Source organism: Streptomyces sp. NPDC037100 (assembly GCF_055606225.1).
In genome coordinates this window covers 667,006-693,035 of sequence record NZ_JBVJSX010000001.1, presented here as the reverse complement: position 1 = coordinate 693,035, position 26,030 = coordinate 667,006, and the positions used below count along the sequence as shown (strand labels likewise).

At 71.5% G+C, this 26,030-nt stretch carries 21 protein-coding genes; 12 read left to right on the top strand and 9 right to left on the bottom strand.

The window, feature by feature from the left end; genetic code table 11:
* The first annotated feature begins 2 nt into the window (after nucleotides 1-2).
* The 3 genes from ACZ7EG_RS03150 (at nucleotide 3) to ACZ7EG_RS03140 (ending at nucleotide 2,696) form a co-directional block, all read left to right on the top strand.
* The gene (locus tag ACZ7EG_RS03150; RefSeq protein ID WP_184846438.1) at nucleotides 3-260 is read left to right on the top strand and encodes a hypothetical protein; all 258 of its coding nucleotides are present in this window, start codon (nucleotides 3-5) and stop codon (nucleotides 258-260) included.
* A complete protein-coding gene (gene malQ / locus ACZ7EG_RS03145; RefSeq protein ID WP_471071410.1) occupies nucleotides 261-2,345 on the top strand; it encodes a 4-alpha-glucanotransferase in 2,085 nt (694 codons plus the stop codon).
* A gap of 63 nt (nucleotides 2,346-2,408) precedes the next feature.
* A complete protein-coding gene (locus tag ACZ7EG_RS03140; RefSeq protein ID WP_471071407.1) occupies nucleotides 2,409-2,696 on the top strand; it encodes a hypothetical protein in 288 nt (95 codons plus the stop codon).
* Nucleotides 2,697-2,763: 67 nt separating this feature from the next.
* Here the strand turns inward: ACZ7EG_RS03140 and ACZ7EG_RS03135 are convergent, their stop codons facing one another.
* Nucleotides 2,764-3,276 (bottom strand): MarR family winged helix-turn-helix transcriptional regulator, encoded by a 513-nt coding sequence (locus tag ACZ7EG_RS03135; protein WP_471071404.1) that lies wholly within the window; start codon nucleotides 3,274-3,276, stop codon nucleotides 2,764-2,766.
* Nucleotides 3,277-3,382: 106 nt separating this feature from the next.
* Here ACZ7EG_RS03135 and ACZ7EG_RS03130 point away from each other — a divergent pair, with 106 nt between their 5' ends.
* Entirely contained in the window at nucleotides 3,383-4,318 is a 936-nt protein-coding gene (locus tag ACZ7EG_RS03130) for an EamA family transporter (RefSeq protein ID WP_471071401.1), read from the top strand.
* 293 nt (nucleotides 4,319-4,611) lie between these two features.
* Here the strand turns inward: ACZ7EG_RS03130 and pepN (ACZ7EG_RS03125) are convergent, their stop codons facing one another.
* A complete protein-coding gene (gene pepN, locus ACZ7EG_RS03125) occupies nucleotides 4,612-7,191 on the bottom strand; it encodes an aminopeptidase N (RefSeq protein WP_471071398.1) in 2,580 nt (859 codons plus the stop codon).
* A 225-nt stretch (nucleotides 7,192-7,416) separates the two neighbouring features.
* Here pepN (ACZ7EG_RS03125) and ACZ7EG_RS03120 point away from each other — a divergent pair, with 225 nt between their 5' ends.
* Complete coding sequence (locus tag ACZ7EG_RS03120; protein ID WP_471071395.1) at nucleotides 7,417-7,917, top strand: DUF1203 domain-containing protein; 501 nt, start codon at nucleotides 7,417-7,419, stop codon at nucleotides 7,915-7,917.
* On the opposite strand, the gene ACZ7EG_RS03115 is transcribed toward ACZ7EG_RS03120, so the two are convergent.
* Entirely contained in the window at nucleotides 7,914-8,930 is a 1,017-nt protein-coding gene (locus ACZ7EG_RS03115; protein ID WP_471071391.1) for an aspartate-semialdehyde dehydrogenase, read from the bottom strand. The two genes, ACZ7EG_RS03120 and ACZ7EG_RS03115, sit on opposite strands and share 4 nt — an antisense overlap.
* A gap of 611 nt (nucleotides 8,931-9,541) precedes the next feature.
* On the opposite strand from ACZ7EG_RS03115, the gene ACZ7EG_RS03110 reads away from it, so the two are divergent.
* Nucleotides 9,542-10,066 carry a sigma-70 family RNA polymerase sigma factor gene (locus ACZ7EG_RS03110; protein WP_471071388.1) on the top strand — a complete coding sequence of 175 codons (525 nt, stop codon included), beginning with the start codon at nucleotides 9,542-9,544 and terminating at the stop codon, nucleotides 10,064-10,066.
* 1 nt (nucleotide 10,067) lies between these two features.
* Nucleotides 10,068-10,928: a hypothetical protein gene (locus ACZ7EG_RS03105; protein WP_471071385.1), complete on the top strand. Its 861-nt coding sequence runs from the start codon at nucleotides 10,068-10,070 to the stop codon at nucleotides 10,926-10,928.
* Between the two features lie 103 nt (nucleotides 10,929-11,031).
* Here the strand turns inward: ACZ7EG_RS03105 and ACZ7EG_RS03100 are convergent, their stop codons facing one another.
* From ACZ7EG_RS03100 to ACZ7EG_RS03085, 4 genes are all read right to left on the bottom strand, one after another.
* Nucleotides 11,032-11,292: a hypothetical protein gene (locus ACZ7EG_RS03100; protein WP_471071382.1), complete on the bottom strand. Its 261-nt coding sequence runs from the start codon at nucleotides 11,290-11,292 to the stop codon at nucleotides 11,032-11,034.
* 78 nt (nucleotides 11,293-11,370) lie between these two features.
* Nucleotides 11,371-11,763, bottom strand: coding sequence for a hypothetical protein (locus ACZ7EG_RS03095; RefSeq protein WP_471071379.1), 393 nt, complete (start codon nucleotides 11,761-11,763; stop codon nucleotides 11,371-11,373).
* A gap of 113 nt (nucleotides 11,764-11,876) precedes the next feature.
* The gene (locus ACZ7EG_RS03090) at nucleotides 11,877-12,857 is read right to left on the bottom strand and encodes a LuxR C-terminal-related transcriptional regulator (protein ID WP_471071376.1); all 981 of its coding nucleotides are present in this window, start codon (nucleotides 12,855-12,857) and stop codon (nucleotides 11,877-11,879) included.
* A 641-nt stretch (nucleotides 12,858-13,498) separates the two neighbouring features.
* Nucleotides 13,499-16,804, bottom strand: a complete 3,306-nt coding sequence (locus ACZ7EG_RS03085) for a S8 family serine peptidase (protein WP_471071373.1) — start codon at nucleotides 16,802-16,804, stop codon at nucleotides 13,499-13,501.
* A gap of 242 nt (nucleotides 16,805-17,046) precedes the next feature.
* Here ACZ7EG_RS03085 and ACZ7EG_RS03080 point away from each other — a divergent pair, with 242 nt between their 5' ends.
* The 4 genes from ACZ7EG_RS03080 (at nucleotide 17,047) to ACZ7EG_RS03065 (ending at nucleotide 21,308) form a co-directional block, all read left to right on the top strand.
* On the top strand, nucleotides 17,047-17,496 hold the full coding sequence (locus ACZ7EG_RS03080; RefSeq protein ID WP_471071370.1) for an NUDIX hydrolase: 450 nt from the start codon (nucleotides 17,047-17,049) through the stop codon (nucleotides 17,494-17,496).
* 275 nt (nucleotides 17,497-17,771) lie between these two features.
* Complete coding sequence (locus tag ACZ7EG_RS03075) at nucleotides 17,772-19,532, top strand: TIGR03767 family metallophosphoesterase (RefSeq protein ID WP_471071367.1); 1,761 nt, start codon at nucleotides 17,772-17,774, stop codon at nucleotides 19,530-19,532.
* A 107-nt stretch (nucleotides 19,533-19,639) separates the two neighbouring features.
* Complete coding sequence (locus ACZ7EG_RS03070; RefSeq protein WP_471071364.1) at nucleotides 19,640-20,794, top strand: serine hydrolase domain-containing protein; 1,155 nt, start codon at nucleotides 19,640-19,642, stop codon at nucleotides 20,792-20,794.
* A gap of 70 nt (nucleotides 20,795-20,864) precedes the next feature.
* Complete coding sequence (locus ACZ7EG_RS03065) at nucleotides 20,865-21,308, top strand: hypothetical protein (RefSeq protein ID WP_471071361.1); 444 nt, start codon at nucleotides 20,865-20,867, stop codon at nucleotides 21,306-21,308.
* A 127-nt stretch (nucleotides 21,309-21,435) separates the two neighbouring features.
* Here the strand turns inward: ACZ7EG_RS03065 and ACZ7EG_RS03060 are convergent, their stop codons facing one another.
* Nucleotides 21,436-22,476, bottom strand: coding sequence for a hypothetical protein (locus ACZ7EG_RS03060; RefSeq protein WP_471071358.1), 1,041 nt, complete (start codon nucleotides 22,474-22,476; stop codon nucleotides 21,436-21,438).
* Nucleotides 22,477-22,672: 196 nt separating this feature from the next.
* Complete coding sequence (gene pepN, locus ACZ7EG_RS03055) at nucleotides 22,673-25,252, bottom strand: aminopeptidase N (RefSeq protein ID WP_471071355.1); 2,580 nt, start codon at nucleotides 25,250-25,252, stop codon at nucleotides 22,673-22,675.
* Between the two features lie 137 nt (nucleotides 25,253-25,389).
* Between pepN (ACZ7EG_RS03055) and ACZ7EG_RS03050 the strand changes: the two genes are divergently transcribed.
* The gene (locus ACZ7EG_RS03050; RefSeq protein WP_471071352.1) at nucleotides 25,390-26,028 is read left to right on the top strand and encodes a mycothiol-dependent nitroreductase Rv2466c family protein; all 639 of its coding nucleotides are present in this window, start codon (nucleotides 25,390-25,392) and stop codon (nucleotides 26,026-26,028) included.
* Nucleotides 26,029-26,030 lie beyond the last annotated feature (2 nt).

The following is a 26,030-nucleotide window of genomic DNA, read 5'->3' as shown; positions in this document are numbered from 1 at the left end:
CCGTGGCTGCGATGACTTTCCTTCCGCTCCCGGCCCCGTCCAAACCCGTGGCGGACCCGTCCGCCGACCTCGACGACACCCACCACGACGACCCGCGCTACTGCGTTTTCAGCTCCGAGAGCACCCACACCGAACTGCCGCTGACCAGCGAGCCCCCGCTGCCCGACGCCGAGCCCCTCACCAGTGAGCCGCCGCTCGCCGAAGCCGCCCCGCTGACCAGCGAGCCCCCGGCCTTCGTCCCGGACTTCACGAGGATGTAGATGACCGCACCCAGGCCGGCCGACCAGCCCTCCGAGGACCTGTCCCGCCTCGCCGTCCTGCACGGCGTCGCCACTTCGTACAGTCCCTCCCCGGACCGCTCGGTCGCGGCCTCGGCCACCGCGGTCACCCTGACCCTGGCCGCCCTCGGCGTGGACGCGAGCACGCCCGGCGCCGTCCGCGCCGCGCTCGCGGCCCGCGAGGGGGAACTGGGCGAACGGCTGCTGCCGCCGACGGTGGTCGGCTGGGGCGGCAGCCCCCCGGCCGCCCTGGCGGCGCTCCCCGAGGGGACCCGCCTGCACATCGACACCGAGCAGGGCGAGAGCCGCACCGCGGCGGACGGCCTCCCACCCGGCGTCCACCGGCTGACCGCCGCCACCCCCGACGGCCGCACCGCCACCGCCCACCTGATCGTCGCCCCGCCCCGCCTGCCCGCCCCGCCCGGGCGCTCCTACGGACTTCTCGTCCAGCTCTACTCCCTGCTGTCCCGCCGCTCCTGGGGCATGGGCGACCTCGGTGACCTCGCCGAACTGGCCGGCTGGGCCGGGCGGTCGCTCGGCGCCGGATTCATCCAGGTCAACCCGCTGCACGCGGCCGTACCCGGAGCCCCCACCGATCCCTCCCCCTACCGCCCCTCCTCGCGCCGCTTCCCCGACCCCGTGCACCTGCGCGTCGAGGACGTCCCCGAGGCCGCCTACGTCCAGGACCCCGAACGCCTGCGCACCCTGCTGGAGAGATCCGGCCGGCTGCGCGAAGCGGTGCTGCAGCAGGGCGCGTTGATCGACCGGGACGCCGTGTGGGAGCTCAAGCGGGAGGCGCTGGAGCTGCTCGCCGAGGTCCCCCTCGGACCCGGCCGGCGCGCCGCCTACTGCGACTTCCTCGCCGGGCAGGGCCAGGCCCTGGAGGACCATGCCACCTGGTGCGCGCTCGCCGAGGTGCACGGCTCCGACTGGCACCGCTGGCCGACGGGCCTGCGCGACCCGCGTTCGGCCGAGACCGCCCAGGCCCGCAACGGCCTCATGGACCGGGTCGACTTCTGGTCCCGGCTCGCCTGGCTCACCGACACCCAGCTGACCGCCGCCCAGCGCGCCGGGCGTGAGGCCGGGATGCCGGTCGGGATCGTGCACGACCTCGCGGTCGGCGTGCACCCCGGCGGTGCCGACGCCTGGGCGCAGCAGGAGTACTTCGCCGCCGGCATGTCGGTGGGCGCCCCGCCGGACGCCTTCAACGCCCGCGGCCAGGACTGGGGCCTGCCGCCCTGGCGGCCCGACCGGCTGGCCGCCTCCGGCTACGCCCCCTTCCGCGAGCTGCTGCGCGCCCTGTTCCGCTACGCGGGAGCACTGCGCATCGACCACGTCATGGGCCTGTTCCGCCTCTGGTGGGTCCCCCAGGGCCACCCGCCGACCGAGGGCACCTACGTCCGCTACGACGCCGAGGCCATGCTCGCCGTCCTGGTCCTGGAGGCCTCCCGGGCCGGGGCGCTGGTGATCGGGGAGGACCTCGGCACCGTCGAGCCCGGCGTCCGCGAGGCGCTGCGCGAGCGCGGCGTGCTCGGCACGTCCGTGCTGTGGTTCGAGCGTGACTGGGAGGGCGACGGCCATCCCCTGCCTCCCGACGGCTGGCGCGCCGACTGCCTGGCCACCGCCACCACCCACGACCTGCCCTCCACGGCCGCCCGCCTCACCGGCGAGCACGTCGAGCTCCGCGACAGCCTGGGTCTGCTGACCCGCCCTGTGGAGGAGGAACGCGCCGAGGCCGCCGCCGACGCGGGGGAGTGGCTGTCCCTGCTGTCCCGGCTCGGCCTGCTGCAGGGCACGGGCGGCGCAAGCGACGCCTCCTCGGAGGAGGCGCAGATCCAGGCCGTCCACCGCTTTCTGCTGCGCACCCCGGCCCGCATGGTCGGCGTCTGGCTCCCCGACGGCGTGGGTGACCGCCGCCCGCAGAATCTCCCGGGAACATGGGACCAGTACCCGAACTGGCGCCTGCCGATCGCGGACGCGCGGGGGCGGCCCGTGACGCTGGAGGACCTCGCGGCCTCGCCCCGGCTGCACGCGCTGATGCAGGTGCTCAGGGAGGGCGGCTCATGAGGCGCCGGCCTCTTACGGCACCCCGGGCGCGCGTGCCCGGTCGGCGTTGGATATTTTGACACCGTGGACAAGAAGAACGCCCTGCGCGCCGGCGCCCTGGCAGCCGGTACGACGCTGATGATGCTGCTCATGTCGTCCCCCGCGAGCGCGCTGACCCGCGACGACGGTGACGACCCCGGCCCGGGCCTGAGCGTCATCGAGACGCTGGGCCTCTTCGTCGCGGCCCCCATCGTGCTCTACCTGGTCATCCACGGTCTGGTGACGATCGCGGACAAGACGCACCAGAAGAAGGACCCGACCAGCTCCAACATCACCACCAAGGCCGAGGCGAAGAGCGAAGCCAAGGCTTGATCCGCGTTCTCTTCGAGGGCGTCGTCGCGAGGACCGCGGCGGCGCCCTCGTCGCGTCAGGCCCCGGGTCAGGACCTGTCCGTCCCCGCCAGCAGGTCCCGCAGCAGCTCGGCGAGCTGCCCGGCCCGCCGCGGCCCCAGGGCGGACAGTGCCTCCGTCTGGACCGCCAGCCCCGCCCCGACCGCCTCGTCGACGAGTGCGAGGCCCTCGTCGGTGAGCGTGACGTGCAGCCCGCGCCGGTCGTGCGGGTCGGGGGAGCGGCGCAGCAGCCCCGCCCGTTCCAGCTTGTCCAGACGCCCCGTCATGCCGCCGGTGGTGAGCATCAGCGTCGCGGACAGCTGCCGGGGCGAGAGCGTGTAGGGCTCGCCGGAGCGGCGCAGGGTCGCCAGGACGTCGAACTCCCCGCGGGAGATGCCGAACGCCGCGTACGCCTGCCCCACCCGCTCGCCGATCGCGTGGGAGAGCCGGCTGATCCGGCCGAAGACCTCCATGGCGGCGGTGTCGAGGTCGGGCCGGACCGTCGCCCACTGGTCGATGATCGCGTCCACGGGGTCCTTGCGCTGCTCGGGGCGTTCGCTCATGGCATGAGTATCGGCCGCCTCTCGGTCACCCGCAAGAAAGTAGCTTGACTGAAAGTTGCTTAGCGCTAAGCTACTTTCCGCTGACCTACTCCGAAGGGTGTCTCCCATGGCCCTCTCCCGACCGGCCCTCATCACCCTCACCGCCCTCGCGCCCGTCTCCTGGGGCACGACCTACGCGGTCACCACCGAGTTCCTCCCGCCCGACCGGCCCCTGTTCACCGCCCTGGTGCGCGCCCTGCCCGCAGGTCTGCTGCTGCTCGCCCTCGCCCGGGTGCTGCCGCGCGGCGCCTGGTGGTGGAAGGCGGGGGTGCTGGGCGCGCTGAACATCGGCGCCTTCTTCCCGCTGCTGTTCCTCTCCGCGTACCGGCTGCCCGGCGGTCTGGCGGCGGTCGTCGGCTCCGCCGGTCCGCTGTTCGTGGCCGGCCTCTCGGCGCTGCTGCTCGGGCAGCGGCCGTCGGCGCGGACGCTGGTGACCGGGACCGTGGCCGCCTTCGGGGTCAGCCTCGTCGTCCTGCGGGCGGCCGGTGCGCTGGACCCGCTCGGCCTGCTGGCGGCCGTCGCCTCCACCGCGTCGATGTCGACCGGCACCGTGCTCACGAAGCGGTGGGGCCGCCCCGAGGGCGTCGGACCGCTGGCGCTGACCGGCTGGCAGCTGACCGCGGGCGGCCTGCTCATCGCGCCGCTCGCCTTCCTGGCCGAGGGCGCCCCGCCGGCGCTGGACGGCCGGGCGGTCGGCGGCTACCTCTACCTCGCCCTCGCGAACACGGCGGTCGCGTACTGGCTGTGGTTCCGCGGCATCGGCCGCATGACCGCCACCCAGGTCACCTTCCTCGGCCCGCTCTCCCCGCTGACCGCCGCCGTCGTCGGCTGGGCGGCGCTCGGGCAGGCGCTGACGCCGGTGCAACTGGTGGGTATGGGGCTGGCGTTCGGGGCGACGGTGGCGGGGCAGTTCGCGACCCGGCCGTCACGGGCCCTGGACCACACGCGGCGGAACGTTCGTACGGAGCCGACGGATCTGCGGGACGGGGCGCTGCGGCGGTAGGGGGCGCTTGGCCGGGGGAGGTCACGGCCGAGCTCGTCCGCCCGCGGGCCGGCGGGGGACAGACAAGGGGTGTCCGCTGTCCGTCCGGGGCGGGGAGGGGGCGGTCGAGGGGGTGTCCGCTGTCCGTCCGGGGCGGGGAGGGGGCGGTCGAGGGGGTGTCCGCTGTCCGTCCGGGGCGGGGAGAGGGCAGGCGAGGGGGTGTCCGCTGTCCGTCCGCGGCCGAAGGGGGACGGACGAAGGGGCGTCCGGTGCACCGGACGCCCCTTCTGTCGCCGAGGGAAGAGCCGCTGGGGTTACTCCCCGGCCGCCGCGTCCGCCCGCTGGGCCCGCAGGGCGCGCTCGACGCCCGCGCGGGACTCCGAGACCAGGCGGCGCAGGGCCGCGCTCGGCTCGGCGGAGGCCAGCCACGCGTCCGTCTTGTCCAGGGTCTCCTGCGACACCTGGACCGTCGGGTAGAGGCCCACCGCGATCTGCTGGGCCATCTCGTGGGAGCGGGACTCCCAGATGTCCTTGACCACCTCGAAGTACCGGTCCGCGTACGGGGCCAGCACCTCACGCTGGTCGGTCTGGACGAAGCCGCCGATGACCGCCTCCTGCACGGCGTTCGGCAGCTTGTCGGAGTCCACGACCGACGCCCACGCCTCCGCCTTGGCCTCCTCGGTCGGCCGGGCCGCGCGGGCCGTGGCCGCGTGACGCTCACCGGCGGCCGTCCGGTCCCGCTCGTACTCGCCCGCGATCTCCGCCTCGTCGAACCGGCCGACCGCCGCGAGCCGCTGCACGAACGCCCACCGCAGCTCCGTGTCGACGACCAGGCCCTCGACGGTCTGCGAGCCGTCCAGCAGCGCGTCCAGCACATCCAGCTGCTCCGGCGTGCGGGCCGTCGCGGCGAACGCGCGCGCCCACGCCAGCTGGTGGTCGCTGCCCGGCGCCGCCGCCCGCAGGTGGGCCAGCGTCGCGTCGGTCCAGCGGGCCAGCAGCGCCTCGCGGGCGGCCGGGTCGGCGTACAGGTCGATCGCCAGCTTCACCTGGCGGTGCAGCGACTGCACGACACCGATGTCGGACTCCTTGCCGATGCCGGACAGCACCAGCGACAGGTAGTCACGGGCCGCGAGCTCGCCGTCCCGCGTCATGTCCCAGGCCGACGCCCAGCACAGCGCGCGCGGCAGGGAGGACTCGAAGTCGCCGAGGTGCTCCGTGACGAAGGCCAGCGACTGCTCGTCCAGGCGGACCTTCGCGTACGACAGGTCGTCGTCGTTGAGCAGGATCACGGCCGGGCGGCGCTCGCCCACCAGCTGCGGCACGGCGGTCAGCTCGCCGTCCACGTCCAGCTCGATCCGCTCCCGGCGGACCAGCTTGCCGCTCGCCTCGTCGAGGTCGTACAGGCCGACGGCGATCCGGTGCGGGCGCAGCGTCGGCTCGCCCTTGGCACCGGCGGGCAGGGCCGGGGCCTCCTGGCGGATGGCGAACGACGTGACGACCCCGTCGGCGTCGGTCTCGATCTCCGGGCGCAGCACGTTGATGCCGGCCGCCTGGAGCCACTTCTCCGACCAGGTCTTCAGGTCGCGGCCGGAGGTCTCCTCCAGCGCGCCCAGCAGGTCCGACAGGCGCGTGTTGCCGAAGGCGTGACGCTTGAAGTACGCCTGCACGCCCCGGAAGAACTCGTCCATGCCGACGTAGGCGACGAGCTGCTTCAGGACGCTGGCGCCCTTGGCGTAGGTGATGCCGTCGAAGTTGACCAGGACGTCGTCCAGGTCGCCGATCTCGGCCATGATCGGGTGGGTGGACGGCAGCTGGTCCTGCCGGTACGCCCACGTCTTCATGGAGTTGGCGAAGGTCGTCCACGCGTGCGGCCAGCGCGACCCGGGCGCGTGCGCCTGGCAGGCGATGGAGGTGTACGTGGCGAACGACTCGTTCAGCCACAGGTCGTTCCACCACTCCATGGTCACGAGGTCGCCGAACCACATGTGGGCCAGCTCGTGCAGGATGGTCTCGGCGCGCACCTCGTACGCCGCGTCCGTCACCTTCGAGCGGAACACGTACTGGTCCCGGATGGTCACCGCGCCCGCGTTCTCCATCGCGCCCGCGTTGAACTCCGGCACGAACAGCTGGTCGTACTTCTCGAACGGGTACGCGTAGTCGAACTTCTCCTGGAACCAGTCGAAGCCCTGCCGGGTCACCTCGAAGATCGCGTCCGAGTCGAGGTACTCGGCGAGCGAGGGACGGCAGTAGATGCCGAGCGGGACGGACTGGCCGTCCTTCTCGTACACGCTGTGCACCGAGTGGTACGGGCCGACGATCAGCGCCGTGATGTACGTCGAGATGCGCGGGGTCGGCTCGAAGACCCAGACGTTGTCCTGGGGTTCGGGCGTGGGCGAGTTGGAGATGACGGTCCAGCCCTCGGGGGCCTTCACGGTGAACTGGAAGGTCGCCTTCAGGTCGGGCTGCTCGAAGCTCGCGAACACCCGGCGGGCGTCCGGCACCTCGAACTGGGTGTAGAGGTAGGCCTGGTCGTCGACCGGGTCGACGAACCGGTGCAGACCCTCGCCGGTGTTGGTGTACGCGCAGTCGGCGACGACCCGGAGGATGTTGCGACCCTGGAGCAGTCCGGGCAGGGCGATCCGGGAGTCCGCGAAGACCTCGGCCGGGTCGAGGGAGTCCCCGTTCAGGGTCACCTCGTGTACGGCCGGTGCCACCAGGTCGATGAACGACTCCGCGCCGTTCCCGGCGTTCACATCGAAGCGCACCGTGGTCACGGACCGGTAGGTGCCGCCCTCCTGCGCGCCGGAGAGATCGAGTTCGATCTCGTACGAGTCAACGGCGAGCAGCTGCGCCCGCTGCTGCGCCTCTTCGCGGGTCAGGTTTGTGCCAGGCACGCGGTCATCTCCTCGTTATGGGTGGGTTGCGTCATCTTTCCACGGCGGCTCGGCGTCGGGCGACGACCCGGACGTCTCCTAGGGATACCCCTCGGGCGGTGAGGACCCGGGCGAACACCGCACTGCGGCGGACAGGCCCCGCCTGCCCCGTCGGCCGTGCCGAGGGGGAACGCGACGTCCGGATCCCGCCGGTGAGAAGGCCTTGCGAGGAGTGAGGCTGATGGCATGACGACAACCCCGTACACCGTTCGCCCCATCGCCCCGCGGGCCCTGAAGGAACTGCGGACGACCGACGACGCGGGCCGCCCGGCCGCCGGCTTCACCGACACCGAGGGCGGCAGCCCACTGCGCTGCTGCCTGCGCCACAGCGAGCCGGGCGAACGCCTCGCCCTCGTGTCCTACGCCCCGCTGCGCCGCTGGGCCTCGGAAACGGGCGCCACTCCGGGTGCCTACGACGAACAGGGCCCGGTCTTCATCCACGCCGAAGAGTGCGCGGGCCCGGCCGGCGACACCCTCCCCTTCACCGGCTCCCACCGCACGGTCCGCCGCTACTCGGCCGACGGACGGATCCTGGGCGGCCGACTGGTCGGGGAGCCCGGCGCGTTCCGCCAGGCCCTCCGGGAAGCATGCGACGACCCGGCCGTGGCACTGATCCACGTCCGGGCCGTCGAGTACGGCTGTTTCCTCTACGAGGTGCGCAGGGGGTTCGAGGAGGGCGGGAACTAGCCCTTCAGCTCCGCCGCCACCAGCTCCGCGATCTGGACCGCGTTCAGCGCAGCGCCCTTGCGGAGGTTGTCGTTGGAGACGAAGAGGGCCAGACCGTTGTCCACCGTCTCGTCGCGGCGGATGCGGCCGACGTAGGACGGGTCCTTGCCGGCGGCCTGGAGGGGGGTCGGGATGTCGGAGAGCTCGACGCCCGGGGCATCCTTCAGCAGCTCCGCGGCGCGCTCCGGGGAGATCGGGCGGGCGAAACGGGCGTTGATCTGGAGGGAGTGGCCGGAGAAGACCGGGACGCGCACGCAGGTGCCGGAGACCCTCAGCTCGGGGATCTCCAGGATCTTGCGGGACTCGTTGCGGAGCTTCTGCTCCTCGTCGGTCTCGTTCAGTCCGTCGTCGACGATGTTGCCCGCGAGCGGCAGCACGTTGAAGGCGATGGGGCGCTTGTAGACGTCCGGCTCGGGGAAGTCGACCGCCTCGCCGTCATGGGTGAGCTTCTCGGCGTCGGCGACGACCTTCTGCGTCTGGCCGTGCAGCTCGGCCACGCCCGCGAGGCCGGAACCGGAGACCGCCTGGTACGTGGCGACGACGAGGGCTTCCAGGCCCGCCTCGTCGTGCAGCGGACGCAGGACCGGCATGGCGGCCATCGTCGTGCAGTTCGGGTTCGCGATGATGCCCTTGGGGCGGTCCTTGATCGCGTGCGGGTTGACCTCGGAGACGACCAGGGGCACCTCCGGGTGCTTGCGCCACGCGGAGGAGTTGTCGATCACGACCGCGCCCTGGGAGGCGACCTTTTCGGCCAGCGCCTTGGACGTGGCACCGCCCGCGGAGAACAGCACGATGTCCAGGCCGGCGTAGTCGGCGGTCGCCGCGTCCTCCACCGTCACGCCGTCCAGCTCCGACCCCGCGGAACGGGCCGAGGCGAACAGGCGCAGCTCGGTGACCGGGAAGTTCCGCTCCGCGAGGATCCTGCGCATGACCGTGCCCACCTGTCCGGTGGCTCCGACGATTCCGACCCTCACGGTGACTCCCTCTCCTGCGTCTTCACGTACTCGTTGCTTGGCCGAGGCTTTTCCATCATGCGGCCGACCACGGCCGGTCTGTCCACTTCTTTCCCCGGTCTGCCCGGAGAGTGGGACGGTGTGTCTCGCTCCATGGTTGCGGACGTCCGGTGTCCGACCCTGCTGAGCTGGAGAAATTCGCTCCGCGGGGGACATGGGCCGCAAGGTCGCCTGCCCATGTTGGTCTCGGCCACACGGGAGTGTGACGTATACCTCTGTCTCTCCGCAGGAGACCGGCCGGAAAAGGACCGAACGTTCCGGGCGGTGCCGGCGTCGTAGGAGAAACACGGTGAGGGGGGTGGCTTGTGCTGCTGCGCGGAAGGGCCCGGCGCGCCCGGGAGGCACCGCGGCCCGACGCCGGCGACGGTCCGCCGGCTGCGGCTGATGGGCAGGCGGCCGCTGATGGGCTGAGGACCGCTGATGGGCAGACGGCCGCTGATGGGCGGAGAGCCGCTGATGGGGGGAGAGCGGCTGATGCTCCGGTCGCGGTCGTCCGGAGCGCTGCCCGTGCTCCGGACGCGGCTGAACCGCCGGAGGGGGCTGATCAGCTGGATGTGGCTGATCGGCCGGATGTGGTTGACCGGCCGGATGTGGTTGACCGGCCGGCGGTGGCTGATCCGCTGGATGCGGCGCAGGAGCGCCGGGTGCGGGCGGTGCTGGCGCTGGGCGGTGTGCCGCAGGCGGACCTGCTGGACGGGGTACAGCAGGTCCGCCTGCGGCTGCTGGAGCGGGCGGCGAGCGGCCGGGAGGCGCCGCGGGACGTCTCGGCGTGGGCGGCGGTCGTCGCCTCCAACCTCGCCATGGACTGGCACCGGGCCAAGCGCCGCCAGGAGCGGCTCGGGGAGCGGCTGGCCGCTCTGCGGCAGCCGGCGCACCCCTCCGGCGAGGACACCAGCGTGCTCTCCGTCGCGGTCGCCCAGGGTCTGGACGAGTTGCCCGACGCCCAGCGCCAGGTCGTCGTCCTGCGCTTCTACGCCGATCTGCCGGTCCGCTCCATCGCCGAGCAGCTCGGCGTCCCGGAGGGCACGGTCAAGAGCCGGCTGCACACGGCGGTGCGGGCCCTGCGTGTCCGCCTGCACGAGGACGAGGTGGTGTGACATGACCGCCCGGAACGATGACCACCGTGGTGGCGCCGGTGGCGTGTACGAAGGCACGGACCACACCGACCACACGGATCCGCTGATGGCGGTGCTCGTCGGAGACCCCCTGCCGGAGGACGTCCGGCGGGACGCCGGCTTCATGGCGGCCCACAGTGCGGCTGAGGCCGATGTGGCGTTGCTGCGGGAACAGCTGGGGCTGATCGGAGACAGGCTGGCGCTGGACGCCGAGCCGTCCCCGCGGCCGGGCGCCGGTACCGGCCCGGCCGTGACCTCGCTGCCGTACCTGCGCCGGCGGCGCGGGGCGGCTCGGGCGGTGGGTGCGGCGGGCGCTGGGCCGCGGCGCGGCAGCCCCCGGCCGCTGACCGTGGCCCTGCGCGGCCTCGCCGCCGCCGCGGCGGCCGGCGCGGTCATAGGGATGGGCTGGCTCGTCGCGCAGAGCGGTACGGGGGCGGGTGCCGACAACGGGGCCGACTCCGCCGCCGACAGCGCCGCCGAGCCGCAGCACGGCCACGAGGGCGGCAAGCTCGGCCACGCCGGTTACCTCGCCTGTGCCCGGCTGGTCGTCGAGGGCACCGTCGCCGAGGTCGAGCCGGTCTCCGGCACCGGGCAGGACCGCGTCACCCTGGACGTGCTCCGCTCCTACAAGCCCGCCGGGGTGCGGGACCAGGTCGTCTTCGCCCTGGCCGAGGACATCACCCCCCGGCCGCGTCCCGGCGACCACGTCCTCGTCGGCATCACACGAGGGCAGGCCGAGCCGGATCTGTGGACCACGGGAGAGAAGGAGATCGCCCGCGACCGGGCGTGGATCACCGCCGCCCTGCCGCAGTCCCGCACGATCCCCTGCCCGCGGGCTCAGTGAGAAGGGCGGGCGCCCGTACGGACGCCCGCCCCCACCTGTTCTCCGTCGTGGGAACTCCGAGGCCCTGCCCCTTCCCCCTCTCCCGCGACGGGGAAGCAGACCCTTACGGCTTCTCCTTGTCCCACACCCAGCTGCCCTTGCCGTCGCCGGGATCCTTCGGCTTCGGCAACGTGAGCTCGACCGGCTCCTCGGTTCCGTCGGCGCCGGCGCCCACCGCCTCCCCGGCCTGGACGACGGATGCTCCCGCGGCCGGCTCGGAAGCGGCTGCGTGAACGCCTCCGGATACCAGGGGCAGTCCCACAGCGGCGATGGCCGCCGTGGTGCCCACGGCAAGTCGGACGGCTCGCCCGGTGATGTGTCTCATCTGTGCCTCTGTCTTCCCTGCTTCGTGTGGCGCAGCGCGTTTGTCTGAGCACGATCATGCAGAGTGCGGCTGCCGGTGTCAGCAGGTCTCGCTGGCCTCAGGGGGACTTGGCACCGTCATGCCACGCGGCGGGGGAGGTTCCCGGCGGCGCGCGTTGAGGTAGCGGTCGGCCTCACAGCCCTCCATCACCCAGCCGGGCAACACCCCGGGCCGCCTCAGCCACCGGCCCCAGGCGTGCCGGGCCAGGAACAGGGCCTCGTCGAGATCCGTGGCCTCGACGAAGGTCATGCCGACCAGGCGTGCCCCCCAAGGGGCCAGCGCCACATGGACGATGCCCGGCTGCGGGTCGGTGCGGCGCCGGTCGGCGAGTTCGCTGAGCTCGCGGTCACCGGGCATCACCACGGGCAGGCCGGGAATCTCGGGAGCGGCGGGCCAGGGCGAGGGCCGGAGAAGGACCTTGACTGCGTACACCCGTCCGACCTTAGGAACGAGACACAGCCGGGCGGCCACCCGGAATCTGTCAGCCCCCGGTCATGGCAGAGAGCGGCCAGCGCGGACGACGTCATGAGGCCGGCCCCGGCAGGTCACATCCAGCCGCGCCGGACGGCCTCGGCGCCTGCCTGAAACCGGCTCTGCACCCCAAGACGCCTCTGCAGGTCCGCGGTGTTGCGGCGGACCGTGCGCAGCGAGACCCCCATCTTGCGGGCGATTCCCTCATCGGTCAGCCCTGCCGCGAGCATCCTGAGCAGGGCCGCCTCCCGGTCGGTCGGGGCGCTCTCGGAAACGTCCTGTGGCGTGGTGCCGAGCGGCCGCGCGCTCTCCCACACCAGATCGAACAGTTCCTCCAACGCGCGCACCATGCTGGGGTAGCGGATCAGCAGGGCGCCCTTCTTGCTGTCGTCGGCGTCTATGGGGATCACGGCCGCCTCGTGGTCGCAGAGGATCATGCGCATGGGCAGCGTCGGCACGGTGCGGGTCTCACCGCCGACGGAGGCGAGCCACGTGGCGTACTCGACGGTCGCCGAGTCGTTGCGGACGCTGTCCAGATAGACGGTCCGCATCCGGACCCCGCGAGCGAGGTGCTGCTCGTCGAGCGGCCTGCCGGCCTGGAGAGCCGCGGCGCTGAGCGCCCCGCCGGGCACGAAGGTGAGTACCTCGGTGTGGGCCCGGTGTGCCAGTTCCATCAGCCGCACCCGCACGGCCTCGACTCCTTCGAGTCTCTCCACCCCACTGTCGGTGCGGCCCGTGGCGCAGGCGGCGTACTCGGAGGTGAGAGCGGCCAGTGCGGCTCGTTCCCGGGAAAGCCGCGCACGCCGCTCGTCCAGTTCGGCCTCCTTGCGCAGCAGCAGGGGAGAGAGGGCGACATCGGGGCTGACGGGAACGAACTGATGATCGGCGGCTTCATGCAGCAGGGACAGCTGGGCGAGCCGATCGAGGGCCGAGCGGACCTCTTCGTCGGTGAGGCCGGTGTCCTGGGAGATGTCCTTCAGCGTCCAGGACGGATGGAGCAGCAGGGCGCGGTAGACGTCGTGGGCGGCGGTGTCGATGCCGATGGTCTCCAGCACGGTTCCCCTCTGGCAAGGTCGTTGACTGGTCAGGTCAGTGGGCTGACGCTACCCGATCAGGTGTACGAACCTCTGGGATGCGGAGCGTTGGCATCCCTGTGCCATGGCCCCCGTGTGCCAGGCGACGGGGGCTCCGGAGCCCGTTCGGCGGGCCTAGTGTCAAAGGCGCCGGAAAGCGAACACGGTTTCGCTTCGTCTCCGGCTCGCACCGTCCCCCTTTCCCGGAGGAGTTCACGCATGTCTCAGCGCTCGCACAGATCCGCCTGGCGCAAGGCCGGTCAGATCGCCGTGACGGTCGCCGCGGCCACCGCACTGGCCGCCGTCGGGCCGGCGACCGCCCACGCGGAGTGAGGTGAGCAGCACCTACAACCGGATCGCCCTGACGAAAGCGCGCGAAGACGCCGTGCTTCAGGTGACCGCCGGCTCCGGGGTCCGTTGGGCGCTGTCCGTCGGGCAGTGAGCGTGGCGCCGGCGAGAAGAGGCCCCGCGCCGGCGGTGGGGCGGGCACAGATGTGGGGCGGGTGCCGCAGGGGAGCACCCGCCCCGAGAAGAGGCCCCGCGCCGGCGGTGGGGCGGGGCACAGGTGAGGGGCGGGTGCCGCAGGGGAGCACCCGCCCCTCACCATGTGGCGGGGACAGGCGTCAGCCGGTCACCTTCTCGATGACGACCGTGCCCAGGCCCGCCGCGCTGCCGCGGGCGTTGACCAGCTTGACCTCGCCGAAGAACTGACGGCCCGCCGGACCGGCCGCCTTGACCAGCACGTCGGCGGTGACCTTGGCGGAGGCGCCGGCGGGCAGCGAGACCTTGCTGCCGGGGGCGACGTTCACCGAGCCCAGGGCTGAGGTGAAGTAGACGTCCTGGTAGGCGTACGTCGTCGAACCGGACGGCACGCTGTAGCCCTCCACCCGGATCGTGTACGTACCGGCGGCGGGCTTGTCCAGACGGACGGACTCCTCCGAGTCACCGTCGGCGGACTGACCGACCGTCACGCCGTCCTTGACCACCGCCAGGTCGAGGTCCGCTCCCTGGTCGGAGACCTTGCCGATGGAGACGTCCAGTCGCTCCGCGCCCGCGGGCACCTCGACGGTCGTCGTCCGCACCTGCTGGTGACCGATGCTCGGCGTGTCGAGCACGGCGGAACCCAGCGAGCCGCCCTCCAGCTTGCCCTCCAGAGCCGCGAAGTCGTTGCGCACGGTCCACGTGGCGGCGACCGGCGTGCCGGGCTTCACCTCGGCGATCCTGGTCACCGTCGGATCGAAGGCGGTACCGAGCACCGACACGTCCAGCTTGAAGGGGTTGTCGAGGTCGGGGGAGGTGCGCCGCGACTCGATCTCGACCTCCCAGACGCCGGGCTGCGGGTCGGTGTAGGTCCGCAGGTCGGGACGGCAGGTGTTGGGGTCGGAAGGCAGCGAGTAGTGCGGGTAGCAGTAGATCGTCGCCGAGTCCTCGACGGGGAGCCCCGCCGGGTGCAGGGAGATGAAGCGCGTCTGGCTCTTCTCCTTCAGACCGCTCAGCGCCACCTCCAGTGTCTTCGCACCCTGGGGGACCGTGATGAAGTAGGACACGCTGTTGTTGCGCTGCACCGAGGAGGCGGCGCTGAAGGAGTACGAAGGCTTCGCCAGGGGGTGTGCCGCGACGACGGTGGCGAGCATCTGGTGGTCCACGCCCTCGGTACGCTCGTCATCCACCTGCAGGATGGCGCTGTGCAGGCCCGCGGTCTTCGCCCGGGCCTGGACCTTGACGGTGACCGGCTCGTTCAGCGGCAGCACGACGTCGTCGTCGCCGAGAAGCCGGAAGGTGCCGTCGTTGTTCTCCCACTCCAGCTCGTGCCGCAGCGGGCGGTCGGGACCGGTGGTACGGGTGACGGTCACCTCGTACGTCTTCTTCTGACCGGCCTTGAGGCCGCCCTCACGGTCGTAGAGTCCGGTGCCGAAGCCGGGCTCCTTCAGGGACTGGTCGAGCGCGGTGTCGACCGGGGCCTTCACCGTGTAGCTGTGGGCGGTGGCGCCGTCCTTGATGGCGTCCCAGGCCTGCACGATGCGGATCAGACCGGCACCCTGCTCATGGGCCTGCTCGCCCTTGATCTGACGGGCCGTGCTGGTCAGCGCGGTGCGCAGGGCGAGCGGGGACAGATTGATCTTCCGCTGCTTGGCGGCGGACAGGAGCAGCGCGCCGGCGCCGGCGGCCTGCGGGGAGGACATCGAGGTGCCCTGGAGCATGCCGTAGCCGGGCGGCAGGGAGTAGCCGGCCTCAGCGACCGGGGCGCCGGGCGCCCACGTCTGAATGGTGTTGACGGCCGCACCCGGCGCCGTGAGGGTCGGCGCGAAGCCGCCGTCCTCGCGGGGGCCGCGCGAGGAGAACGGCATCATCGCGTACTTCTTCTCCACCACCGAGCCGTAGTTGGCGGCCCAGGTCTCCTTCGAGGCGGAGGCACCGACGGAGATGACCTTGTCGGCGAGGGCGGGGTCGCCGATGGTGTTGGTGCCCGGCCCGGAGTTGCCGGCGGAGATCACCAGCTGGACGCCGTACTCGTCGATGAGCCGCGTGTAGAGGCGGGCACGGGCGTTGTTGCCGTCGTTCAGTGGCGGCAGGCCGCCGATGGACATGTTGACGATGTCGACGCCACGCTTGGTGACGAGGTCGATCATGCCCTCGGTGAGGGCGATGTTGGTGCAGCCACCGGTCCAGTTGCAGGCACGGGAGGAGACGAGCTTCGCGCCGGGTGCGGCGCCGTTCATCTTCCCGCCGAACAGGCTGCGGGCAGCGGTGATACCGGCGACGTGGGTGCCGTGCCGGCCGGTGATGACGCCGATGCTGACGTAGTCCGCCTTGTCGCCGGCCGGGTTGTAGGTGACGTCCTTGCGGATCTCGATCACGAAGGGGATGCGTTCGGCGATCGCCGTGTTCGGGTCATCCGTGCCGAAGTAGCCGATCTGGAAGCCGTCCTTGTACGGCTTCATCGCCTCGTCGTCGGTGAAGTCACCGTCGTTGTCGAGGTCGACCCGGACCGTGCCCGCGGCCTGGTCGTAGAGCACGCCCCAGACGTCCGTCTTGTCGCCGTCCCGGTTCAGGTCACCGGCCACGTCACCGCCCGCGGCCGCCGACTCCGCGAAGGTCCGGAACTGGAAGGAGCCCGCGGGCGCCTTCCAGGTGCGGCCGGCGGCGGTGAACACCGGACCGGTCACCGAGCCGGTCATCTGAAGCCACGTTCCGTCCCGGTCGGAGACCGGGTCGGTGGCCGTGACCCAGTCGACGATCTTTCTTTCGCCGGTGGTGGTCTTCTGCAGTGCGGGGTGGGCGATGTCGACACCGGAGTCCAGGATGCCGATGGTCACCCCGCGTCCGTCGTACTTCGGGTGGTCCTGGACGAAGGAGACGGCACCGGTCTCGAACGACGGGTTGTACGGGTTGGCGGCCGGCGTGTTCTTGTCAGGTGCCGCGTACCCCGCCCCCGCAGCCGTGGTCCCGCCGGACTTCGCTCCCCCCGGTACCGGGTCGTCCAGCTCGATCTCTTCCTTGAGGTCGATCGCCTGCACGGAGGAGAGCTTCTGCGCCGACTCGATGGTCTTGTCGGCCTTGCCGGTGGGGACGGTGACGCGGACGTAACCGAGCCGGTCGTCGGTCTTGCCGACCAGCGAACCACCCACCGCGTCCAGCTGCCCGGCGACCTGCTCGGTCTTCCCGGGCGCGGTGGCGATCATCATCGTGACGGTCTTGTCACCGTCGGCCTTGGCCTCCGCGAGCAGACCGGCGTCGTCCGAACCGAGCTTGGCCTGCGCGGACTTGACACCCGGGTCGGCCGGGGCGTCCGTGCCCGGCCCGTCGGCGGAGAAGGCCATCGGGATCGGCCCGGCCGCACAGAGCGCGGCGACGAGACCGGCGGCCACGGCGATGCGTGCCACACGTCTCGGGCCCGATATCTGATCGCGCGGGGTGGGAGGGGTCATCGGCATCCCTTGTAGGTAAAGGAACGAGCGGGAAACGACCGGGGTCGATCGGCCCTGGTCGCACAGGGTCCGAACGGCAGGCCCGGACGATCGCACAGCCTTACGCAAGGTGAAGTCCTTTGGGGAGAGTTGACCCAAACGAAATGGATGTATGGGGAAAACCCGCGATGCGATTTGTGGACATCAGTCCTGAAGGTGACGAAGAAATCGGTTAACGTCCCGGAGCGCGACAGAAGTTGAGGGTGGCGGCCTACGCCATATGCGTCCGGGACGGACAGATCCTCCTAGCCCGCTCGCCCGCCTGGGACGGCACGCTCGAGTGGGTCGTGCCGGGCGGCGGCATGGAGCACGGTGAGGATCCCTACGACACCGTCCGGCGGGAGGTGGAGGAGGAGACCGGGTACCGCATCGAGGTGACCGGGCTGCTCGGCGTGAACTCCTCGCAACACGTCTTCCGCAACGGCTTCGGGCCCGCCGTCGACCACCACGGCGTCCGGCTCGTCTACGAGGGCCGGATCATCGGCGGCGAACTGCGCAACGAGGTGAACGGCTCCACCGACCTCGCCGCCTGGCACGACCTGGACGCGGTCCCCGGGCTGGTGCGGATCTCGATGGTCGACATCGCGCTGCGGCTGTGGCGCGAACGCCCGGCCACCGGACGGCTGGCCGACGCCCCGAACCAGGTGCAGTGACCCGCAGACCCGTACCGCCTGCTGCGGTCATGACCCGGAATCAGGTGCGGTACCCCGGAAGATGAACGCCGCGTGACCGGCTCCGGGCCGTATCCGGAGCAGGCGGCGACGCGCAGGGCAGTCCAAGATCCACGTACGGTGATCGGCGTTGCGCGTTGCCGCCTCGTTTACGCGCAGGTCATTCCCGCTGCCAACGATCCAGTACGAGCGGGGTGTTCACGTCGTGAACGCCCCGCGACCACTGCCGACGCGTTCGCACTCGGGGAGAGAAGCGCATGTCGCGCACACGCTCAGTCGCCGGCTCCGGCCAGGGCATCCACCGTCGTTCCGTCCTCGCCGCCACCGGCGCGGTCGCCCTCTCCGGGGGCGTCGGCTACGCCCTGCGGCCCAGCGACAGCCAGGCCGCCACGGTCAAGGGGAGCACCGACGCCGCCGTGGCGGCCTCCTCGCGCCGGGCACCGGCCGCCCCGCTGGCCCCGTACACCAAGGGCACCACCGTGGCGTCCGTCGCCGCCCCGCGCGGCGGCTCCGGCTACCGGCGACTGGGCGACGGACCCGGCTGGCAGCGGGTCGTCCGCTCCGACCTGACCGCCCCCAAGCCCGGCCGCGCCGCTCGCCGTACCGCGCTCGCCGCGTTCGTTCAGCTCACCGACCTGCACATCATCGACGCCCAGCACCCGCTGCGCCTGGAGTACCTGCGCTCGGCCGACATCCATGCCTGGCGGCCGCACGAGGCGCTGACCGTGCAGGGCGCGATCGCGCTCGTGGAACGGATCAACGCGCTGCGCGGCGCCCCCGTCACCGGCGCCCCGCTGCACTTCGCCATGACCACCGGCGACAACACGGACAACAACGCCAAGTCCGAGCTGGACTGGTTCCTGAAGATCATGAGCGGCGGGCGCATCACACCCAACACCGGGGACCCGCGCCGCTACGAGGGCGTCCAGAACAGCGGCCTCAAGCAGTACTGGCAGCCGGACGCCGCCGTCCGCGACAGCGACAAGCAGGCCGGCTTCCCCCACCTCGACGGCTTCCTGAAGGCCGCGATCCGCGAGGTGCGCAGCCCCGGCCTCAACCTGCCCTGGTACTCGACCGTCGGCAACCACGACTCCCTGCCGATGGGCTGCTACGCCTCGCACGGCGACTCCTATCTCACCGAACTCGCCGTCGGCGGCAAGAAGCTGATGGACGTGACCGCGGCCGAGGCGCAGCGGCTGCAGGCGCAGATCAAGAAGGCCCGGGACCCTCAGGGCGTCCGCTACCACGACTTCCTGAAGTCCCACGCCCGCTCCATGCGTTCGGTCACCCCCGACGAGAGGCGCGCCCCCTTCACACCGGCCGAGTACGTCGAGGCGCACCTGGACCCGGCTTACCGCGGCCTCGGCCCGGCCGGCCACGGTTACTCCTCCGCCAACCTGGACGCGGGCACCCAGTACTACGCCTTCCGCATCTCCGACGACGTGATCGGCATCAGCCTGGACACCACCGACTCCGGCGGCCACTACGAGGGGTCCATCGGCACGGCGCAGCTGAAGTGGCTGGACAAGACGCTGCGGGACAACAAGGACTCCTACGCGGTGATCTTCAGTCATCACACCAGCAAGACGATGACGAACCTGCGCAGCGACCCGGCCCGCCCCGACGAGCGCCGGCACAACGGCCAGGAGGTGCTCGCCCTGCTCGGCGGCCACCCCAGGGTGCTCGCCTGGGTGAACGGGCACATCCACAAGAACGTCATCACCCCGCACGCCCTGGCGAGCGGTGGCTCCTTCTGGGAGATCTCCACGGCCTCCCACGTCGACTTCCCGCAGCTCGCCCGGATCATCGAGCTGACCGACAACAAGGACGGCACGATCTCCCTGTTCACGACGCTGGTGGAATCCTCGGCCCCGCACGGCACGGACTTCTCCGACCTCTCCCAGACCGGCCTCGCGGCGCTCTACCGCGAGCTGTCCCTCAACGCCCCCGGCGCGAGCACGACCCTTGGCGGCGACCCGGAGGACCGCAACACCGAACTGGTGCTCAAGAAGGGCTGAAAACCGCTCAACCGCCCGGCGCCGGTCAACCCCCTGCAATGCGACCGGAGTCCCCTCTCCCGACACAACTCGATATGACGCGACACGCGACAGGGGAAAACGGGGACATGAACAGACGCGTGCGTACGGCGGCCCTGACGGCGGCGACGGCGATGGCGCTGTCGGCGGCCCTCGCGGTTCCGGCGACGGCGGCGGGCCCGGTCGCCGCACCCGGCGGCCATGACGTGACGAAGCGGGCCGTCCGGGCCGCGGTCGCCGACGGCGTCCCGGGCGTGACGGTGACGGTACGGCGGGGCCACGGCACCTGGGCGGCCACGGTCGGCGTCGGCAACCTGAAGACGGGCAAGCCGCGGTCGGCCCGGGACCACTACCGCATCGCCAGCATCACCAAGACCTTCGTCGCCACGGTCGTCCTCCAACTGGAGGCGGAGGGACGGCTGTCGCTCGACGACACGGTGGAGGAATGGCTGCCGGGCTTGGTCCGCGGCAACGGCCACGACGGCCGGCGCATCACCCTGCGCCGACTCCTGAACCACACCAGCGGCATCTTCGACTACCTGCGTGACTCCGGTTTCCAGCAGAAGTACATGACGGCGGACGGCTTCATGACGCACCGCTTCGACCGGGCGGACCCCAGGAACCTGCTCGCCATCGCCATGAGGAACGAGCCGTATTCCAAGCCGGGTGAGTCGTTCACGTACTCCAACACCAACTACGTCCTGGCCGCGCTGGTGATCGAGAAGGCCACCGGTAACGGCTACGGCGACGAGATCGACCGCCGGATCATCGCCCCCCTGCACCTGACCTCCACGTCGGTCCCCACCACCCGGGTCACCCTGCCGCGGCCCAGCAGCCGCGCCTACTCCAAGCTGGCCAGGACGGATACGGGCCCGACGTACGACGTCACGGAACTGAACCCGCGCCTGGCCTACGGCTCCGGCCAGATGGTCTCCAGCTCGGCCGACCTGACCCGCTTCTACTCGGCCCTGCTCGGCGGCAGGCTGCTCCCGCGCGAGCAGTTGAAGGAGATGAGGACCACGGTCGAGTCCAGCCGGGAGACCAGTCGCTACGGCCTGGGGCTGGTCGACCGCAAGCTCAGCTGCGGCGTCCACGTCTGGGGCCACGACGGCGGCATCAGCGGCTCCAAGTCGGACATGGTGACGACCGCGGACGGCCGGCACTCCCTCGCCGTCAACTTCAACGGTGACTGGTCGGGGAGCACCGACGCGATCATCGAGGCGGAGTTCTGCGGCGACCGCTGAACAACGGGCATCAAGAAGGCCGGAGTACGTGGTGATGGCGTGAGAGCCGATTCGGAAAGGTGAAGGGGAAATGGTTCCTGACTCGGACGAAGCTCGCCTGCTTCTCGCTTCTTGCGGCCTGGAATTGTGTTGTGTGGCCAACGGTGATGAAACCCCTGCTCCTTTGGGCATCGTGCAACAGATGTCCAGTGCCTACGCGGAGCCGGTGGTGGCGGTTCCGATGGACGCCCCGAACCCGGTGGAGGAATTGGGGCGGCAGTGGCACAGAGTGGCCGCACGGCAGCGGCTGGCAGCGGAGGACGGCAGGTTTCTGATCTTGCTGACTGGGCCGGGTGCGAGCGGAAGGGGTTGGCTCTGCGTGAAGGACTCTGTAGGCCGTGACCTTCCTGCCCGGCTGCTTGAGGGTAATGGATCGCTCGAGTTCATTGCGTTGTCCCTGGACGGGAAGCGAATCTGCGCGACCAGCGAGGAAGACGATGAATACTGGGTGGTCTATGAGGAAGTCCCGTCCTAGACAGCCCGCTTCTACCGATTACGGCGACGCCGCCGCATAGTCGGTGGGTGGAAAGCCGCCGAGGAGGGGCCGCCGGGCAACGGTCGGCGGCCCCTCCTCTCCCCTCCTGGTTCTGCCCGGTGCGCCACTACCGGGGCAGCACCGCGACATACGCGGCCGGTTCCCGGTCGGCCGAGGCCATCAGGGCCGTGCGGATGACCGTCGCCTGCTGCTCCGGGGCGTCGCGGAGCTTCCTCGGCGTGATGTGGACGACCGTGATGCCCAGTCGCTCCAGGTGCTCGCGCTTGCGGGCGTACTCGGACCACTGGGCGTCGTCGTTCTGCCGGGGCGCCCGGGTATCGAGCTCCACCGCCACCGCGTGGTCGGGCCAGTACGCGTCGAGCCCGCCGAGATAGGGGCCGCCGGGCAGCCGCAGGTCGACGTTCCAGACGGGGTCGGGCAGGCCGTACTCGCCGATCAAGCGGTACAGGCGGTCCTCCGCGCGGGCCCGACCCTCGGCGAGCAGGGACTCCACCGCGTCCACGACGTGCGGACGGCTCAGCAGCCGGGCCTCGTTCAGCTCGCGGACCACCGCCGCCGGGTCGCAGTGGGCGCCGCGGACCGCCTCCGTGAGCAGCCGGCGCACGGTGACGGCGTCGGCGAGTTCGGCCACCGCGTCGGCCAGCGCGCGGGCCACCGGTGCCACCGGCACCCCCGTGACCTGTTCCGGGTCGGGCAGGACGGGCGCGCGGACGATGCGCGCGCAGCCCGTGGAACGCAGCCGCCGCAGCCGCGGGACCAGGACGTCGATCGCGTCCAGGGACGGCAGCGGGGGAGTGGAGGAGAACCCGTGCAGCGTCAGCGCGGCCAGACCGGTGATCATCACCTCGGGGTGGGCGGGGGCGTGCGGCCGGCTCGCGCCGGGCTGGGCCGGCACCCCGGTGCCGCGCTCCCGCGCCGCGTACATGAGCACCGCGTGCAGCCGCTCCTCGCTGGTCGGCGGGCCCGGGTGGAGCAGGACGACGCCCGGCAGGAGCTGCTGCCAGGGGCCGCCCGCACGGCACTGCTCGTTCGTCTCGGCCGTGGAGACACCGTGCGCGCGGAGCTGGGACGTCGTCAGCACGCGGGGGCGGGCACCGCCCGACAGCTCGTGCAGGGGGCTGGAGGAGAGCGGGGTGTCGTGGGTCATGACCCGCAATTTCCCGCGTTCCGACCCTCCTTGAACCGCTGTTACAGGTCCGTCGACAAATGCGGACAACCCATCACTAAAGGACGGATGTTCGGATGCCGAAAGCCCCTGGTCCGTTCGGGTGCGGGCCAGGGGTTACGGCTCAGGGGGCACTCGTCTCGTAACGAAGGCGGAACACCCCGATCTCAGGCCAAAGCTACTGGTCAGCAGCCTCGTCGCACGCCTGTCCACGCAACGCCCGTGCCAGATCGTCACGGGACTCCAGCACCAGCCGGCGCAGCGCCGGGGCCGCCTCCTTGTGGGCGTCCAGCCACGCGTCCGCGGCGTGAAGCGTCTCCTGCGACTGCTGGAGCGACGGGAACAGGCCCTGCACCACGTGCATGCCGATCTGGATGGACCGCTCGGCCCACACCCGCTCGATCGCCGCGAAGTACTTCCCGGCGTACGGTGCGATCAGTTCCCGCTGCGAGCCCTGGGAGAAGCCCGCGATGGTCGCCTCGACCATGGCGTTGGACAGCGCGTCCGACTCCACGACCTGCGCCCACGCCTGCGCCTTGACCGCCTCGGACGGGCGGGCGGCCAGACAGCGCACCTGGTGGCGCTTGCCGGAGGCCGTGTCGTCCCGGGCCAGCTCCTCGGCCAGCGCCTTCTCGTCCACCGCCCCGTGCGCGGCCAGCGGCTCCAGGAACACCCAGCGCAGCTCCTGGTCCAGGTCCAGGCCCTCGACCGTCATCGTGCCCGCGAGCAGGTCCCGCAGCAGCTCGAAGTCGGCCTCGGTGGTGGCCGTCCGGGCGAAGAAGCGCGCCCAGGCGAGCTGGTGCTCGCTGCCCGGCCCGGCCGCGTACAGCTCGCGCCGAGCCCCCTCGGCGAGCAGCGCGGCGGCCGTCTCACGCCGGGCGGGCGCCGTGTAGTGCGTGACCGCCGACTCCGCCCAGGCGTGCAGCATCTGCACGACGCCGATCTCGGACTCGCGCCCGCCGAACCGCAGCACCAGGTCCACGAAGTCCCGCGCCGGGAGCAGCGCGTCACGCGTCATGTTCCACAGCGCCGACCAGCACAGGGCGCGTGCCAGCGGGTCGGTGACCGCGCCCAGGTGCTCGCGCAGGGTCGCCAGCGACGTCGCGTCGAAGCGGATCTTGCAGTAGGTCAGGTCGTCGTCGTTGACGAGGATCAGGTCGGGAGCCCCGGCGCCTGCCAGTTCCGCGACGACCGTCCGGGCGCCGTCGACGTCCGTCTCCACGCGTGCGTAGCGCTCCAGCGTGCCGCCGTCCGTCACCCGGTACAGGCCCACGGCCACCCGGTGCGGACGCAGCTCCGGGTGCGACTCGGCCGCCTCCTGCACCACTGCCAGTTCCTCGACGCGGCCGTCCGCGTCCAGCAGTACCTGCGGCGTCAGCGAGTTCACCCCGGCCGTCTGGAGCCAGGACCGCGACCAGGCGCTCATGTCCCGGCCGCTGGTCTCCTCCAGCACCGACAGCAGGTCACCGAGGCGCGTGTTGCCGTACGCGTTGCGCTTGAAGTAGCGCCGGGCGCCCTCCAGGAACGCCTCCTCGCCGACGTACGCCACGAGCTGCTTCAGCACCGACGCGCCCTTGGCGTACGTGATGCCGTCGAAGTTGAGCTTGGCGTCCTGCAGGTCGCGGATGTCCGCCGTGACCGGGTGCGTGGAGGGCAGCTGGTCGGCCCGGTAGGCCCAGGCCTTGCGGCGGTTGGCGAAGGTGATCCAGCCGTTGGTGAAGCGGGTCGCGCCGACCAGGGAGAACGCGCCCATGAAGTCGGCGAAGGACTCCTTCAGCCACAGGTCGTCCCACCACTCCATGGTGACCAGGTCGCCGAACCACATGTGCGCCATCTCGTGCAGGATGACGTTGGCCCGGCCCTCGTAGGACGCCTGTGTCACCTTCCCGCGGAAGATGAACTCCTCGCGGAACGTCACCAGGCCCGGGTTCTCCATCGCGCCCAGGTTGTACTCGGGCACGAACGCCTGGTCGTACTTCCCGAACGGGTACGGGAAGTCGAAGTGGTCGTGGAAGAAGTCCAGGCCCTGCTTGGTGACCAGGAAGACGTCGTCGGCGTCGAAGTGGGGGGCGAGGCCCTTGCGGCACAGGGCGCCGAGGGGGATCTCCAGCGTCGTGCCGTCCGCGAAGGTGCGCGTGTAGGAGTCCGTCACGTAGTGGTACGGGCCCGCCACCACGCAGGTGATGTACGTCGAGATCGGCTTGGTCTCGGCGAACCGCCACACCCCGTCGGCCTGCTCACCGGCCCCGTTGCTCCACACCGTCCAGCCCTCGGGGGCCCGCACCTCGAAGCGGTAGGGGGCCTTCAGGTCGGGCTGCTCGAAGTTCGCGAAGACCCGGCGGGAGTCGGCCGGCTCGTACTGCGTGTACAGATACACCTCGCCGTCCTCGGGGTCGACGAAGCGGTGCAGGCCCTCGCCGGTGCGGGAGTAGGCGCACTGGGCGTCGACCACCAGCTCGTTGTCCGCGGCGAGGTCCTCCAGCGTGATCCGGGAGCCGTCGAAGACCTCTCCGGGATCCAGATCACGGCCGTTGAGCGAGACGGCCGTCACGCTCGGCGCGATCAGGTCCGCGAAGGTGCTCGCCCCGGGCTCGTTGCAGCGGAAGCGGACCACCGTGACGGAGCGGAAGGTGCGGGGCCCGTCCCCCCGGTCCTCCCCGACCGCGGACCGCAGGTCGAGGGACACCTCGTACCCGTCGACGCTCAGCAGGGCGGCCCGCTCCCGGGCCTCGTCGCGGGACAGATTCTCACCGGGCACGGGCGGCACTCCTCAGATGTCGTGGGGTACGGCTGAACAGGACCGATCCTGCCACGTGCACCTGACACGGGGCAGCCGGGAATGAGGCGAGCGCGAACCGGCGTTGCCGGAGAAACGGTTGCCTTTCGAGGAGAGACATGTCGGACAAGACCCCCGTCGACTTCTGGTTCGACCCGCTGTGCCCCTGGGCCTGGATGACCTCCCGCTGGGCGCTGGAGGTGGAGAAGGTCAGGGACATCGAGGTCCGCTGGCATCTCATGAGCCTCGCCGTCCTGAACGAGAACCGGCTGGACGAGCTGCCCGAGGAGTACCGCGAGCTGCTGGAGACCAAGGCGTGGGGCCCCGTCCGGGTCGTCATAGCGGCGCAGCAGGAGCACGGCCCCGAGATCCTCGGCGACTTCTACACCGCGCTCGGCACCCGCATCCACAACCAGGCCGAGGGCCCCGGCAAGGAGACGGTCGCCGCCGCCCTGAAGGACGTGGGCCTGCCCGAGTCCCTCCTGGAGCACTGGGACTCCACCCCGTACGAGCCTCAGCTGCGGGCCTCCCACCAGGAGGGCATCGACAAGGTCGGCCAGGACGTCGGGACCCCGGTCATCGCCGTGCCCGGCCCCGACGGCGAGCAGATCGCCTTCTTCGGCCCGGTCGTCACCCCGGCCCCGCAGGGCGAGGAGGCCGGCCGCCTCTGGGACGGCACCCTCGCCGTGGCCTCGGTCCCCGGCTTCTACGAGATCAAGCGCACCCGCACCAAGGGCCCGGACTTCTCCAACCTGTAGGC

Excerpts from the sequence above, each read along its gene's own strand:
- malQ (WP_471071410.1), top strand. The coding sequence starts at position 261 with ATGACCGCACCCAGGCCGGCCGACCAGCCCTCCGAGGACCTGTCCCGC.
- ACZ7EG_RS03135 (WP_471071404.1), bottom strand. The coding sequence starts at position 3,276 with ATGAGCGAACGCCCCGAGCAGCGCAAGGACCCCGTGGACGCGATCATC.
- ACZ7EG_RS03130 (WP_471071401.1), top strand. The coding sequence starts at position 3,383 with ATGGCCCTCTCCCGACCGGCCCTCATCACCCTCACCGCCCTCGCGCCC.
- ACZ7EG_RS03120 (WP_471071395.1), top strand. The coding sequence starts at position 7,417 with ATGACGACAACCCCGTACACCGTTCGCCCCATCGCCCCGCGGGCCCTG.
- ACZ7EG_RS03105 (WP_471071385.1), top strand. The coding sequence starts at position 10,068 with ATGACCGCCCGGAACGATGACCACCGTGGTGGCGCCGGTGGCGTGTAC.
- ACZ7EG_RS03100 (WP_471071382.1), bottom strand. The coding sequence starts at position 11,292 with ATGAGACACATCACCGGGCGAGCCGTCCGACTTGCCGTGGGCACCACG.
- ACZ7EG_RS03085 (WP_471071373.1), bottom strand. The coding sequence starts at position 16,804 with ATGACCCCTCCCACCCCGCGCGATCAGATATCGGGCCCGAGACGTGTG.
- ACZ7EG_RS03075 (WP_471071367.1), top strand. The coding sequence starts at position 17,772 with ATGTCGCGCACACGCTCAGTCGCCGGCTCCGGCCAGGGCATCCACCGT.
- ACZ7EG_RS03070 (WP_471071364.1), top strand. The coding sequence starts at position 19,640 with ATGAACAGACGCGTGCGTACGGCGGCCCTGACGGCGGCGACGGCGATG.
- ACZ7EG_RS03065 (WP_471071361.1), top strand. The coding sequence starts at position 20,865 with ATGGTTCCTGACTCGGACGAAGCTCGCCTGCTTCTCGCTTCTTGCGGC.
- ACZ7EG_RS03060 (WP_471071358.1), bottom strand. The coding sequence starts at position 22,476 with ATGACCCACGACACCCCGCTCTCCTCCAGCCCCCTGCACGAGCTGTCG.
- ACZ7EG_RS03050 (WP_471071352.1), top strand. The coding sequence starts at position 25,390 with ATGTCGGACAAGACCCCCGTCGACTTCTGGTTCGACCCGCTGTGCCCC.